The sequence below is a fragment of the Thalassospira sp. CH_XMU1448-2 genome, assembly GCF_037027285.1.
Classification (GTDB): Bacteria; Pseudomonadota; Alphaproteobacteria; order Rhodospirillales; family Thalassospiraceae; genus Thalassospira; species Thalassospira profundimaris_C.
In genome coordinates this window covers 100,923-114,313 of the sequence record NZ_JAYMEA010000006.1, presented here as the reverse complement: position 1 = coordinate 114,313, position 13,391 = coordinate 100,923, and the positions used below count along the sequence as shown (strand labels likewise).

General features: G+C 54.5%; 12 protein-coding genes. 8 read left to right on the top strand and 4 right to left on the bottom strand.

The genetic code is table 11. The features are described from left to right. Positions 1 to 23: 23 nt before the first annotated feature. Together WA318_RS18505 and WA318_RS18500 are read left to right on the top strand one after the other, a co-directional pair. Complete coding sequence (locus tag WA318_RS18505) at positions 24 to 944, top strand: DMT family transporter (RefSeq protein ID WP_336083519.1); 921 nt, start codon at positions 24 to 26, stop codon at positions 942 to 944. Positions 945 to 1,176: 232 nt separating this feature from the next. After that, positions 1,177 to 2,610: a methyl-accepting chemotaxis protein gene (locus WA318_RS18500; RefSeq protein WP_336083518.1), complete on the top strand. Its 1,434-nt coding sequence runs from the start codon at positions 1,177 to 1,179 to the stop codon at positions 2,608 to 2,610. 5 nt (positions 2,611 to 2,615) lie between these two features. Here WA318_RS18500 and WA318_RS18495 read toward each other — a convergent pair whose 3' ends face one another. Continuing rightward, entirely contained in the window at positions 2,616 to 3,662 is a 1,047-nt protein-coding gene (locus WA318_RS18495; protein WP_336083516.1) for an AbrB family transcriptional regulator, read from the bottom strand. 325 nt (positions 3,663 to 3,987) lie between these two features. Between WA318_RS18495 and WA318_RS18490 the strand changes: the two genes are divergently transcribed. Then, on the top strand, positions 3,988 to 4,620 hold the full coding sequence (locus tag WA318_RS18490; protein WP_336083515.1) for an alpha/beta family hydrolase: 633 nt from the start codon (positions 3,988 to 3,990) through the stop codon (positions 4,618 to 4,620). A 75-nt stretch (positions 4,621 to 4,695) separates the two neighbouring features. On the opposite strand, the gene WA318_RS18485 is transcribed toward WA318_RS18490, so the two are convergent. Further along, on the bottom strand, positions 4,696 to 5,133 hold the full coding sequence (locus tag WA318_RS18485; protein ID WP_114099262.1) for a VOC family protein: 438 nt from the start codon (positions 5,131 to 5,133) through the stop codon (positions 4,696 to 4,698). Between the two features lie 125 nt (positions 5,134 to 5,258). Between WA318_RS18485 and WA318_RS18480 the strand changes: the two genes are divergently transcribed. The 4 genes from WA318_RS18480 (at position 5,259) to WA318_RS18465 (ending at position 9,230) form a co-directional block, all read left to right on the top strand. Further along, positions 5,259 to 5,963, top strand: coding sequence for a helix-turn-helix transcriptional regulator (locus tag WA318_RS18480; RefSeq protein ID WP_114099263.1), 705 nt, complete (start codon positions 5,259 to 5,261; stop codon positions 5,961 to 5,963). Further along, complete coding sequence (locus WA318_RS18475; RefSeq protein WP_336083512.1) at positions 5,947 to 6,336, top strand: TfoX/Sxy family protein; 390 nt, start codon at positions 5,947 to 5,949, stop codon at positions 6,334 to 6,336. The genes WA318_RS18480 and WA318_RS18475 overlap by 17 nt, the downstream gene beginning before the upstream one ends. A gap of 166 nt (positions 6,337 to 6,502) precedes the next feature. Then, positions 6,503 to 8,455 carry a putative bifunctional diguanylate cyclase/phosphodiesterase gene (locus WA318_RS18470; protein WP_336083510.1) on the top strand — a complete coding sequence of 651 codons (1,953 nt, stop codon included), beginning with the start codon at positions 6,503 to 6,505 and terminating at the stop codon, positions 8,453 to 8,455. Positions 8,456 to 8,618: 163 nt separating this feature from the next. Then, positions 8,619 to 9,230 carry a hypothetical protein gene (locus WA318_RS18465; protein ID WP_336083508.1) on the top strand — a complete coding sequence of 204 codons (612 nt, stop codon included), beginning with the start codon at positions 8,619 to 8,621 and terminating at the stop codon, positions 9,228 to 9,230. Between the two features lie 17 nt (positions 9,231 to 9,247). Here WA318_RS18465 and WA318_RS18460 read toward each other — a convergent pair whose 3' ends face one another. Next, a complete protein-coding gene (locus WA318_RS18460; protein ID WP_336083505.1) occupies positions 9,248 to 11,311 on the bottom strand; it encodes a SpoIIE family protein phosphatase in 2,064 nt (687 codons plus the stop codon). A gap of 3 nt (positions 11,312 to 11,314) precedes the next feature. Continuing rightward, positions 11,315 to 11,620 carry an STAS domain-containing protein gene (locus WA318_RS18455; RefSeq protein ID WP_336083503.1) on the bottom strand — a complete coding sequence of 102 codons (306 nt, stop codon included), beginning with the start codon at positions 11,618 to 11,620 and terminating at the stop codon, positions 11,315 to 11,317. A 168-nt stretch (positions 11,621 to 11,788) separates the two neighbouring features. On the opposite strand from WA318_RS18455, the gene WA318_RS18450 reads away from it, so the two are divergent. Further along, positions 11,789 to 13,387 carry a sigma-54-dependent transcriptional regulator gene (locus WA318_RS18450; protein ID WP_336083501.1) on the top strand — a complete coding sequence of 533 codons (1,599 nt, stop codon included), beginning with the start codon at positions 11,789 to 11,791 and terminating at the stop codon, positions 13,385 to 13,387. The last annotated feature ends 4 nt before the right edge of the window (positions 13,388 to 13,391 follow it).

Here is a 13,391-nt window from a genome sequence, read left to right as displayed (position 1 = left end):
AACCCTTTATCGGATAACTTGTTATGTCTGAAACTTCCGCGCTTCGTGCCACCAGCGCGACGGAAAGCCGACTTGTCGGTGTGACATCTGCCCTTGCTACGGTCTTCATCTGGGCCGGTTGGCTGATTGCAACCCGCTATGCCATGACATCGAACTTTACGGCGGTGGATATCGGTCTTTTGCGCTTTGTGGTGCCGTTTGTGTTGCTTGCCCCGATCTGGCTTAAAAAAGGCATCTGGCCCAAGGGGCTTTCGATTGCCAACGGACTTTTGATGCTGGTTGGATCCGGGGCGTTTTATACCCTGATGGTTGCCAGTGCCCTTCAATTTGTTCCAGCCAGCCATGTTGGCATTCTGTTGCCCGGCGTGATGGCTGTCTGGGCGGTCTTGATAGCTGTCGTGATGTTTGGCGAACGTCCGGGCAAGGTGCGTCTGGGTGGATATGCCGCGGTGATTGTCGGTGTGCTGTCGCTGGTTGCGCTCAAACCGGCCGGTGCGATCAGCAGTGAGATGTTGCTTGGCTACGGCCTTGTTTCGGCCGGGGCGTTTATGTGGGCGTGTTACACCCATGCCATGCGCCAAAGCGGCCTTGGCGCGCTTGAAGCGGCGGCTTTTGTCGGGTTCTGGTCCTTTGTGATCATGGCGGTTATTGCGCTGTTTACCGGGACAACGCTTGCTGATGCGCCGGTGGGTGATGTCATGATGCTTCTGACCGCACAGGGGCTTTTGGCCGGGTGTGTTGCCGTCATTACCTATGGTCTTGCCGTGCGTCATATCGGCTCGACCGGTGCGTCGGCCTTTGGCGCAATGACCCCGGCACTGACCGCACTTGGCGGTGTTGTGCTGCTGGGTGAGCAGGGCAACCTTGCGCTGGTTCTTGCCGTGGTTCTTGTGATCCTTGGCGTGATGGTCGCGTCTGGTGTGTTTCGCAAGATGAAGATCTGACCACTAGGTCCGGGCAGTTTCACAATGGAAATCAATGTGACGAAGTCCTGAAGCCGGTAAATTGTATTGCACACGCGAAATGTTCTTTTCGCGTGTGCAATATTACGCTAATGTAACAGCAGCTAAAGGCAACGGCGCCTTGGCATTTCCAAAATCGGCAGGCAACGAGGCTTGCGCAACCTGTTCGGGGCCCTTTGGGGATCACGAACCGTTTCAGCCTCGGAGTTATCAGATGTTTGCCGGTTTCATTCGTTCCGTATCCCCCGAAAATGATCGTGATTTCCAGCGTGCGCCAAATGGTACGGCACTGGTTGATATTTTGCGTCTGTTGCGCAGGGTAAGTTCTGTCGCTGATGAAGCCTCCGCACGCAATGAAGCCATTGCCGACATTCTGCGTGCCGTTTGTGAATATTGTAACTGGCCGGTCGGGCATGCCTATGTGCGGAACGGAGATCAGTTGTCGTCTGCGGGAATCTGGTCGGTTAGCGCGTCGATTTCCGCGTCAGATATCGCGGACTTTCGCGCTCAGTCCGAACAGACTGTTTTCGCACTGGGACAGGGATTGATTGGGTCTGTTGCGGCAAACGGTGATGCTGTCTGTATTCCGGACGTGACACAAAAGGACGGTTTTCTTCGCGCTTCGTCTGCGGCACGCAACGGGTTGCGCGGTTGCTTCGCCTTGCCGGTCAAGCTGGCTGGCCGGACGGAAGGAGTGATTGAATTCTTTAGCCCCGATGTTGCACAACTTGATGACGAGATGCTCGAACTACTGGGTTTCGTTGGCGGACAGGTTGCCCGTATTCTTGAACGCGAACAGGTTCTTAAATCGCGGGAACAACTGGCGTCTGACTTCGAAAGCCAGATTCAGGGGACGGTTGGGATGCTGGGGGCTGCGGTCAGCCAGATGCGCAGTGCGCTTGATATTCTGAGCGATAGTTCGGATCAAACCCGCGTATGCAGTCAGGGAATTGATCAGGCTGCCGAGCGGGCACTTTCGCGCATTGAAAATGTCGCCCAACAGATGGAAACCCTGAAAGATCAGCTGGTTCTGGTTGGAGCCGATGCCGCTGATACCGTCAGAACCACCCATGAAATCGGACGGCAGGCCCGTGATATGCGCGATACGTTTGTGTCCCTTAAGGAACGTGCGGCTGATGCTGAAAAGATGTTGTCATCAATCTCGGCGATTGCAGCACAGACAAAGATGCTGGGACTGAATGCCTCGATCGAGGCCGCACGTGTTGGCGAAGCGGGCAAAGGCTTTGCAATTGTCGCCAAGGAGGTCAAGGCACTCGCCGGGCAATCGGCCAGCGCGACGGACGAAATTTCGCGCTGGATGAGTGCGATGCTTGACGCAATTGCCAAGGCCGGTGGCGATATAGATCAGATCGCAGTGGCCATGGATGATCTTGAGGCGCGCTCTGAAACCACAGCATCGCAAACCGAACAGCAGGCTGGCATCTGTATCTCGGTTGCATCAGATGCCAGTGTTGCAGTCGGCGAGGCACGCTCTGTCGGAGACAGCGTTGTTGAAATCACCAATGCGATCAAACACACCGATACGGTTTCATCCGAACTGGGAGATGCCGCCAGAAACCTTGAAACACAGGGGGCCGAGCTCAGCGCCCGGGTTGAAGGTTTTGTCGGCAAAATTCTTGCGCTTTAGGCGAGCTAGATAATTTCGCCATCCGGCTTGGTCAGATGAGCTGTGCGCCTTGCCACCAGGCGTGCCAAGGGTGGCCCAAAAGCCAGAACCATAAAGAACCGGGTTGCCTGCAAGACCAGAATGAAGGACAGGTCGACATTGGTGCTGGCCGCAATGATGGCAACGGAGTCAAGGCCGCCCGGGCTTGTGGCCAGATAGGCGGTCAGTGGATCGACATCCATGAAGATAACCAAAAGGGCCGAAATCCCGGCACAAAAGCCGATCAGCATCACGATCGATAACAGAACCTTGGGAAAGGCGTGCGCTGCGTGGCGCAAAACCGATGGCGTGAATTTAAGCCCGATGACCCAGCCGATCATTGCATAGGTCAGGCCCAGAAACCATTCGGGCAATACCACATCAAGATAACCGCTGACATGGAGGATCATCGTAAGGATGATCGGCACCAGAAGCGGGCCCGAAGGCAAACGAGATTTCGCACCAAGCACACAGCAAACAGCAGCAAGCACCAGCGTCATGGCAAAACCTGTCGCATCAAGGGGCGGAAACCATTGATGGGCTTCTGCGGCTGCGGCGGCGACCGCCGGGTCGACCCAGAAATTGGCGACACTTGAAGCCACGGCCACGACGATCACCACACGCACATATTGCATGAAGGCAACCAAACGGGCATCTGCCCCGAAGGCCTCGGCCATGATGACCATTGCCGAGGCCGCACCGGGCGATGATCCCCATATGCCTGCTGTTCCGGGCAAGACCTGTTTGACGCAAAGGATCCAGCCCAAAAAGCTGCTGGCAAGAAGGGTCATGGTCGTTACACCAATGATCAGCGGCCAGTCCTGCACAAAGGAAGTCAGGATGCCAATCGTCATTGAACCACCGATCATGACCCCGAGCACCGATTGCGCGCCAAGATAAAGCGACTTGGGCGGGGTGATGGTTGCGCCATTGGTGCCCATCAAAATCCCGATCATCATCGGACCAACCAGAAGGGCCGCGGGTACATGCCATTGATGCAGAACGACGGAGACAGCCAGGGATACGGCTATCATCAATAGCCATTGAACCGGTTTTGGCAGCCGTCCTATGCGTTCTCTGGGCGGGGCGGCTGGTGTTTCAGGGCGTTCTGAGGACACGATTATGGCCTTTGCATTGTGAAGGACAAATCATCGCGGGTGGCGCGACGCGGCATGGCTCGACAATTGGGGCGTGTCGACGGGGCGGGTTTGGCAATTATAACCTTATAATCATTTGAGAATAGAGTCTTTGCGCGGTGAATATCGCGGGCCAGTCGGTCAGACCATGATTGCGCTTGGACAGGGCGTGCCCGTTGCGTATGACTTAAAGCTATTGTTCGATTTATCAAAGGGATCATCAATGAGCACCGATCCGATCAACTTCCTGTTTGATGGCGACGCGAATGCCAAGCTGACCATCGCGCTGGCGCATGGGGCCGGGGCACCGATGGACAGTCCGTTCATGAATGAAATGGCGGTGGCACTGGCCAAAGGCGGTTTGCGGGTTGCGCGGTTTGAATTTCCCTATATGGCCAAGCGCAGGCTGGATGGCAAAAAGCGCGGGCCGGATCGGGCGCCGGTTTTGATCCCGTTTCTGGGCGAGGTCGTTTCACAGCTTGGCGGGCCGGAAATGCTGATCCTTGGGGGTAAATCCATGGGCGGGCGGATGGCCAGCATGGTCGCAGATGATCTTGGTGTGGCGGGGCTTGTATGCCTTGGATATCCGTTCCATCCGCCGGGAAAACCTGACAACCTGCGCACCGAGCATCTGGCAAAACTTGTGACACCGACCCTGATTTGTCATGGCACGCGCGACCCGTTCGGCTCGCCTGACGAGGTGGTGGGCTATGATCTTTCAGATGCTATCAGGCTGCATTGGGTCGAAGATGGCGAACATGATTTCAAGCCGCGCAAAAGTTCCGGGCGAACCCAAAGCCAGAATATTTCCGATGCGGCCAGCGCAATATCGGACTTTGCCAAAACACTGATCTGATGAAAACAGCCCGCCAGATGGCGGGCTGTCGCTTTCATGCAGGGGCGATTGGGTTTGATATCCGGCGCGAGGAGGTCAGGCGATAACAGCCTGTGCATCATCAAGGAAATGCTGGGCATATTCCGGGGCGATCTGACCGGTTTGGCTTGCGACATCGATACGCACGCCATTCGGGTCAAGCAGGGCAAAATGACGCTGTCCCCATGGTTCATCACGGACTTCAAGGGCGAAGTCGAAACCGGCATCGCGCAATTCGTCTGCCGCCAGACCGGCATCCTCAACCTCAAGGCAAAGCACGCTGCCTTCGCCAAGGGTGGCGGCGTGGAAAATGGCGGGCTGGGTTTCGTGACCCGGTTTCATCAAGCCAAGCTGGACGGATGGGAAATCTGCCCAGACAAGTTGGCAATACCAGTCACCATCAAAGACGGGGGTAAAGCCGAGCTTCTTATAGAAGGCGCGGCTTTGAGTGAATTTGTCGGTGATGATGATTGGATAGGAATTGGTGACTTTCATTGTCTTTCTCCTGACATTGGCGTTTGGGTCCTGTCCCGATTTCGCAATAATTACACATCCCTCCTGACAGGAGCCTGTCAGGAGCGGTATGATAATTTTCAGGGCAGGATGACGAAGGAGTGATCATGAGAAGGGCCGACAGACTATTTCGCCTTGTCCAAATCTTGCGCCGCCGGAAACTGTGCCGGGCATGTGACTTGGCCGAGGAACTGGAAGTTTCCGAACGTACCATTTACCGCGATATCCGCGACCTTGCTGCGTCAGGTGTTCCTGTCGAGGGCGAGGCGGGCGTTGGTTACATCCTGCGTGATGGATATGACCTGCCACCCTTGATGTTTGATGCCGACGAGATCGAGGCACTGGTCGTGGCCGCACGCATGGTACAAAGCTGGACCGATCCGCAAATGGCACGGGCCGCAGGCGATGCGCTGACCAAGATTGAGGCCGTCTTGCCCGAGAAAATGCGCGGGTTGATTGGCGGCGTGCCGATTGCGGTGGCGGAAATTGCTCAGGAACCAATCGCGATTTCGATGCCAGACCTCAGACGTGCCATTCGGGAACGTAACCTGATTGATATCGACTATACCGATGCCAAGGGCGATGAAACCAGACGACGTGTCTGGCCTTTGGGAATGCTGTTTTTCGGTAGCACATGGTTGCTGGCGTGCTGGTGCGAGTTGCGCGAGGCCTTTCGGGTTTTCCGTGCCGATCGTATTCGCGGTATGGAAATTTCCACCAACAAATACCGACCCGTGCCGGGGCGTTCATTGCGGGACTATCTGATTTCCGAGGGCGTCGAGGGGGAGATACTCAATGGCATCGGTCGATAACGAGTTTGTTCTGACCTTCGCGGAACTTCTGTCCCCGCTGGGAAACATTCGGGCGAAGCGGATGTTTGGCGGCTTCGGGCTTTATTGCAACGGCTTGTTCTTTGCGATCATTTTCGATGATGTGGCCTATTTCAAAGGCGATGCGCAAACCAGCGAAACCTATGAAGCCATGGGAATGGAGCCGTTTCTTGTGCCGTCGGGACGCGCGCACCTGTCCTATTTCGAAGTGCCGGGCGAATGGTTCGATGACACCGATCAACTCATGAAGTTTGCCCATATGGCTCTCGGCGCTGCACACAGGGCAGAGGCAGCAAAAGGTGCCAAGACCCGCAACAGGAACCCCGTCAGGCAAAAACAAAAAACCACGGAATAGAAAGGCTGCGCGAATTTTCCAATTCTTTGCCGGGGCGGGATGTGTCATCGCCAATATGCGTTGAAATTTGTGCGTTTGCAGCGCATGGGCAGATCAGGGTATGTTGTCTAATATAAATTGTGTGTAGTATTTCGCTATGACAATGAATGTATTGGGTTCCTGATTCGTGGCAGTCGGCAAGTTCTGGCAACATGTTGCCGATATCTTCAAGATCCAAACTGAAAAACCGGAGCTGATCCGTGCGCAGGTCCAGGCATTGTCACGCCAAATTCCTGTGCTTTACATGCTGTTGCTCGCCAATGCGGTGGCACTGGCTTATACGCATTATGGTGATGCACCGGACTGGCTGACGGTCTACGCCGTGATCGTTCTGGGGACTGTGTGCATCGCCCGCGCAATAGCCTGGAGCCGGGCAAGAGTCGACATTGATGATATCAGTGTGTGCCTGGGTCATTTGCGCCGGATAAGGGTGCTTGCTGCGACGGTTTCGGTTCTGTTTACCGCCTGGGCGATTACAATGTTCGATTATGGCGATGCCTATCAACAGGGGCATGTCGCCTATTTCATCTCGATCACGGTTGTTGGTTGTATCTTCTGTCTGGTGAACTTCCCGCCTGCGGCAATGCTTGTCGTGGTGATTGTGCTTGGCACCTTTGTGATGTTCTTCGGATTGAGCGGCAACGAGGTCTATGTCGCGATCGCGGTCAATATGGCGCTGGTTTCGGTGATGATCATCCAGATCATTCGAAGCTTCTATGCCAATTTTGCCGGACTCATTGATACCCAGCTTGATCTTGAAGAACAGCATCAGACAACAATCGAGCTTTCCCGCCAAAACGAAGCTCTTGCCCTGATTGATCCGTTGACCGGTCTTTCAAACCGACGTGCGTTTTTCACTCATCTTGATGAAATGGTCAAAAGGTCGGAGCCAGAGAAGACATTTGCTGTTGCGATGATCGATCTCGACGGGTTCAAGCCGGTTAATGACGTCCATGGACATCCGGCCGGGGACGAGCTTTTGATGCAGGCCGGTGAAAGATTGCGGCGGATACTTGGTGAGGATACGCTTCTTGCCAGACTGGGCGGGGACGAGTTTGGTGCCGTTTTGACCAAACAGGGTGATGCAATCGAGCTGATCGAGCTTGGTCATCATCTTTGTAAGGCACTTAATCAGCCTTTTACGCTGAGTACGATTACAGTTCAGGTCTCTGCATCGTTGGGTTTTGCGACTTACCCCAATGTTGCACGCAGTTCGAATGGATTGTTCGAGCGCGCCGATTTCGCCCTGTATCACGCCAAGAAGAACTGCCCGGGTGAACCGGTGTTATTTGCGGCCCATCATGAAACATTGATCAGGCATGATTCCCAGATTGAGCAGGCTTTGCGCAAAGCCGACCTTTCAAAAGAACTTACCCTTCATTATCAACCGGTCTTTGATGTGAAGTCGGGTAACGTTGTTTCGGTCGAAGCACTGGCACGTTGGGACAGTGTCCTGATGGGACGGGTGTCGCCGGGGACATTTTTCCCGGTGGCAGAAAAAACCGGTCAGGTGAATCTTCTGACCAGAGTTCTGTTTGAAAAACTTTTGGCCGATATGATGCACTGGCCGAATTCGGTTGCGGTATCTTTTAACCTGTCAGCTCGTGACATTGTTTTGTCTGACACGGTCGAATGGCTGATCGAACAGATCAGAAACCGCAAACTTGACCCGGCCAGACTGACATTTGAAGTCACCGAAACGGCCTTTCTGCGTGATTTTGCCGCTGCACGGACCAGCATTAGATATTTGCGTGAACATGGTGCGCGTATTGCCCTTGATGATTTCGGGATCGGCTATTCCAGTTTGCGTTACGTCCATGAGCTGGAATTTGATGTGCTTAAGGTTGATCGCAGCTTTATCACGCCGCTTCCCGGCAATGAACGCAGCCGCCGGATTGTCAAAACCGTGATCGACATGTGTGCAAATCTTGGGATCGATTGTGTCCTTGAAGGTATCGAAACCGAACATCAGCGCGACGAGATCACCGTACTTGGTGGCTGTTTGATGCAGGGTTATTTCTTTGCCAGGCCCGCGCCCGAACCACACCTGATGCCTTTATCTGACAGCCTTAAATCCTGACTGCGCCGCTTCCCGGCATTTATAAAGATGCCAAACGACTTTTGAGACGACCCGGTTAATCTTCCCGCAACCAGATGGCGTTAATCTGTTTCACGCGGGATCTCAAATTTCAGTCAAAACTGACTGCCGATCCCGATTTTTGGCGGGAACGGGGCATCTGGCAATGTCGTCGCAGACACAGGTTTCGCAGTCACAGCATATCGCATTTGCAGGCGAGATTGATCTTGCGCCGGAAATTCGTGCGCGATTACGTGACCTGATTGATGGTCTGCCAAGTCAGCCAGCCCGGCTTCGGGTTCTTGGGCATGTATTGCTTGACCTCGGTCTGGGGGATTTGGCCCTGAATGCATTTGGGCGGGCTTTGCTGCTTGATGATCTTGACGCATCTACACATCTGGGCCTGACGCGGGTTTATCTTCAAACCGGCCGCCGGGAAACCGGACTGGAACATCTTGAAATTGCGATCAGCCTGCGACCCGATGCGCGAGAATTGCGGGTTCTTGCCGCCGATCTTCTCGGGTGCCGTGACAAGATGCGGGCACTTGATCAATTGGGGGCGGTTCTTGCAGCGGAACCTGATCATGCCGGTGCGCGCAAGGGACTGGCAAATCTGGTGCGGACCGTGATTGCCGGGCGTCTGCAATCCAAACGTGACATCGTGATCCGTGAACGTCCCGAGCCAACAGTTGATCGCACCCAGTTTGTCTGGGGTGAGGATGAACCGTTTGGCGATCTGGTCCAGTCAAGCGTCGGACGGGCGCGCTATCATTCCTGAATACCGGTTCGACATGGCTAGATCGCGCAGGGGATCGGTGTCGATTGCAGGGACACAATCGTAAAGTCATCTGAAAGTTTGGCCGGGGCGCGATCCATGAACTGATCGGCAATCTGGGCTGCCAGATCAATTTCCTTGCGGTTTTCGATGATGGTTTCACGCAGCATTGTAAGCAACTTGTCCTCGCTCAGGAACTGCCCATCATCAAGTGTGGTTTCAATCAGCGCATCGCTATAAAGCAGCAGGAAGTTGGCGGCCGTAAAGCTGACTTCTCGCGTTTCATAGCGTGCATCACGAATGACACCCAGTGGAACACCCGACCCGTCAAGATAGCGCGCTTGCCCTGTGAGGCTGTTGCCAAGGATCGGTGACGTACAGGCAGCGCTGGCATAGGTGAACTTGCCCCGAACCCGGTCAATGACCCCGTAAAGCATGGTGGCATATTGCCCGACGGGCAAAAGGCCCTTGAGATGGCGGTTAAGGTTTTCAAGATACTCACCGGGTTCACGGTCGCGAAGCTGATCGGACCAGATCAGGGAATGCAGACGGAAAGTGTTCAATGCTGCACCCAGGCCATGACCGGCAAAGTCAACAATGTAAACACCGAGCCGATGTTCATCAATTGGCACCAGTCCCCACATGTCACCGCCCAGCTCGGATGACATCTGGAAGGTGGCGCTGATCCGTAATCCGTAATCAAGTCCGGTGCCGCGATAATTTTCAGGCGCCGGGTTAAGGTTTTCCTGCATGTCGCGGGCAAGGGTCAGTTCGGACCGGGTTCTTTCCTGATATGCCTGAAGCTGTTTGACCAGCAGGCGGTTTTCAAGGTGAATGCGGGTACGTGCAATCAGTTCCGCCTTGTTAAGCGGTTTAAGAATCAGGTCGGTCGCGCCATCATCGAAAATCCGTGTGCGGCCCTCATTTTCCTCAAGCGCTGTCTGGGCGATGATCGGGGTTTCGGCAAAATCCGGATTGGCTCGCAGCGCCTTGCAGACACCATAACCATCGAGTTTCGGCATGATGATGTCGAGAATGATCAGATCGGGATTGTGTTTCCGGACCTGTTCGATGGCATCCTCACCGTCCTTGGCAAATGCAAGGTTGGTAAAGCCTTCTGCACGCAGGTAGGACGCGATGATTTCGCGTGACAGCAATGTGTCATCGGCAATCAGAATGGTCGCGTTCTGAGGATTGCGAATATCGACATCGGTTTCGTGAGCCGGCTGGCTTGTCAGTCGGGCATTTGTAGGCGTCGATGAGGACGGGAATTCAGTGCCTTCCTGATCAAATTCAAGTTCTATGCTCCGTCCGTCACGGGAGAAATTCACCGCATGGCAAAGGCTTCTGATTAATGGCAGTCCCCGTCCGAAGGTCGTTTTGCGACCTGCCACATTGGTTGGGCAGGAGTCGGCAGGTGGTGTGAAGCCATTTCCCTGATCGTTGATTGAAATAACGATATGGCCGTTTTTGCGCTTGCGTGCGGTCAGCAGGATGGCCCGCCCGCCATGTTTGCCAGATGCAAGGCGACGTTTGGTTTCTTCCCCCAGTTCGGTAAAGCTGTCCATCGACAGATGGCCGCTGGTGTCGAGTTCCAGATTGCCGTGAATAAGGGAGTTGGCAAAGGCTTCCTGTACAGCCATCTCGACTGTCGGGGCGATTTTTTCGCCAATGAGTTCCCGATGGCGTAGTGCGGTTACAAATTTCCGGGCGACGGGCAGGTAATAGGCGCTTCGCGTCGACAGGCATATGGACAGGGTGTTCTTGTTGCCACCTTGTTGCTTGATCAAAGGGGCAATATCGGCAAGATCTATCTCGCGGGAACATTCGACAAAGACGTCGCAATTCAGTCTGGTCAGTGCGCCAAGCCATTCGCGGCTGGCGTCAGGGGGGACCAGACAGGCAGAGAAATGATTGCTGTGGGAAAAATCCTCAGGTGTCTGACCAAATGTATATCTGACAGAGCGGTTTTCGGGCATTTCCCAAATAGCACTGCTGGCGATAAACGCATCCACATCATCAAGGGCAAGCGATTGGGCAACGGCGATGGACGGGTTCATGCGGCTTTCTCTGCCAGCGGTCATGGATTAGTTCTCAAGCTTGAACAAGGTATCAAACCGGGCGACTTCAAGCATGCGTTTGACCTGTCCCTGTGCGCCACGAATGACGACTGTGGTATTGGTCTTTTCGCCTTCGTCACGGGCGAGAAGCAACATCCCGAGGCCAGCCGAATCAATGAATTCCACCGCAGCGACATCCAGAACATAGGTGCTTGATCCGTGGGTCCGGATTTCTTCAATCAGTTTGCGAAAACTGGAATGGTCACCAAATGTAAAGCGTCCACCAAGTTCGACTGTCGTGGTCCCATTGGCGCATTCTGTCTTGTAGTTCAAAATTGATACTCCTGGCAGCGGGTAACGTCGTAAAAACTATACCTTTTTTAACCTAAGTCTGATTGTGTATGCTTTAGGATGCCACTGCAAGAATGTTAGACGTTGTGACGGGCACGGCGCTATCAGTATGCTGGGCTATAGTGGCTATATCGGGACATGAACCAGAAAATGCCAGAGCAGGCACGCATTGTAATTGTTGAGGATACATTATCGCTTGCGCGGGTGTATCAGGACTACCTGCGTGCGGATGGTCATCTGGTTGATCATGTCGTGACGGGCGCAGATGCCATAGAACGTCTGAACCAAAATCCGCCTGATGCCATGGTTCTTGACCTTGTTTTGCCCGATATGGACGGTCGCGAAGTATTGCGCGCCGCCGCACAGATCAGCCCTGATTGCAAAGTTGTGGTGATTACGGCCCACGGGTCGGTCAATGTCGCGGTCGAGGCCATGCGCGAAGGAGCCTGGGATTTTCTGCTTAAACCGTTCACAGCAGATAAATTGCGCGAAACCGTGACCAAGGCACTGGCTGGAATGCCATCAATTTCCAACAGCCCGAACACAGATTTGGTCGAAACAGAAACCGACAAGATGTATTTCGACATCATTGGCGGTTCGGAAAACATGCGCGACATCTATCGCATTATCGAAAATGCCGCGCCAAGCCGAGCGACCGTCTTTATCACCGGAGAGTCCGGGACGGGCAAGGAGCTGGCAGCCGAAGCCATTCACCGCCGATCCGAACGTGCAAAGGCGCCGTTCATTCCACTTAACTGTGGTGCCATTCCCAAAGACCTGATGGAAAGCGAGATTTTCGGTCACGTCAAAGGGGCGTTTACCGGTGCCGTTTCTGATCGCGAGGGTGCAGCCCATCGGGCCGAGGGTGGAACGCTGTTTCTTGATGAAATCTGTGAGATGGATCTGGATCTTCAGACCAAACTTCTGCGTTTCATTCAGACAGGAACATTCCAGAAGGTTGGTGGCAGTTCGCTTGAAACCGTGGACGTCCGGTTTGTGTGCGCAACCAACCGTGACCCGCTTGAAGAAGTGCGCACCGGACGGTTCCGCGAAGACCTTTACTACCGTCTGCATGTGATCCCGCTTCATATGCCGCCCTTGCGTGATCGCGATAACGATATCCTGCAGATCGCCAATTTTTACCTGCAACGCTATACCCGCGAAGAAGGGCGTGATTTCGAAAAGTTCAGCCCCGAAGTCTCGGCCCTGTTTGCGCGCTATACCTGGCCGGGGAATATCCGCCAGCTTCAGAACATCATCCGTAACATCGTTGTTCTCAATAACGGGACGGAAGTTACCCTTTCGATGGTGCCGCGCCCGGTTAATAGCGGTACCGAGGATGACCATTTCGGATCCGCGACGATCGAGGCCCCGCCACCCCATCCTGTGGTCTCGCGCGAAACAGGCGGGACTGGCCGGTTGTGGGAAGGCGACCCCGAGGCATTGGCCTTTCTCGCCGGTGCGCGCCAGATGCGAAAGGTTGTCGAAAACCATCAGACGGGAAAAAACAGCCAGCTTGTCGGTGTTGGCACGGCATCGGGTGACCGTACCGGCATGGCCCCCCGTGGGCTAAGCGACAATGGACTGGGATATTCTGAAATCCGGCCGCTTTGGCAGGTCGAAAAGCAGGCGATTGAAGAGGCGATTGAACGGTGTGGCGGATCGATCCCGCGGGCAGCCGATGCACTTGGCGTCAGTCCGTCAACGATCTATCGCAAAAAGCAATCATGGGAAGATAACGGCCTGTAAAAGT

Coding starts and splice junctions, on each gene's coding strand:
- WA318_RS18505 (WP_336083519.1), top strand. CDS start 24: ATGTCTGAAACTTCCGCGCTTCGTGCCACCAGCGCGACGGAAAGCCGA.
- WA318_RS18500 (WP_336083518.1), top strand. CDS start 1,177: ATGTTTGCCGGTTTCATTCGTTCCGTATCCCCCGAAAATGATCGTGAT.
- WA318_RS18495 (WP_336083516.1), bottom strand. CDS start 3,662: ATGATAGCCGTATCCCTGGCTGTCTCCGTCGTTCTGCATCAATGGCAT.
- WA318_RS18490 (WP_336083515.1), top strand. CDS start 3,988: ATGAGCACCGATCCGATCAACTTCCTGTTTGATGGCGACGCGAATGCC.
- WA318_RS18485 (WP_114099262.1), bottom strand. CDS start 5,133: ATGAAAGTCACCAATTCCTATCCAATCATCATCACCGACAAATTCACT.
- WA318_RS18480 (WP_114099263.1), top strand. CDS start 5,259: ATGAGAAGGGCCGACAGACTATTTCGCCTTGTCCAAATCTTGCGCCGC.
- WA318_RS18475 (WP_336083512.1), top strand. CDS start 5,947: ATGGCATCGGTCGATAACGAGTTTGTTCTGACCTTCGCGGAACTTCTG.
- WA318_RS18465 (WP_336083508.1), top strand. CDS start 8,619: ATGTCGTCGCAGACACAGGTTTCGCAGTCACAGCATATCGCATTTGCA.
- WA318_RS18460 (WP_336083505.1), bottom strand. CDS start 11,311: ATGACCGCTGGCAGAGAAAGCCGCATGAACCCGTCCATCGCCGTTGCC.
- WA318_RS18450 (WP_336083501.1), top strand. CDS start 11,789: ATGCCAGAGCAGGCACGCATTGTAATTGTTGAGGATACATTATCGCTT.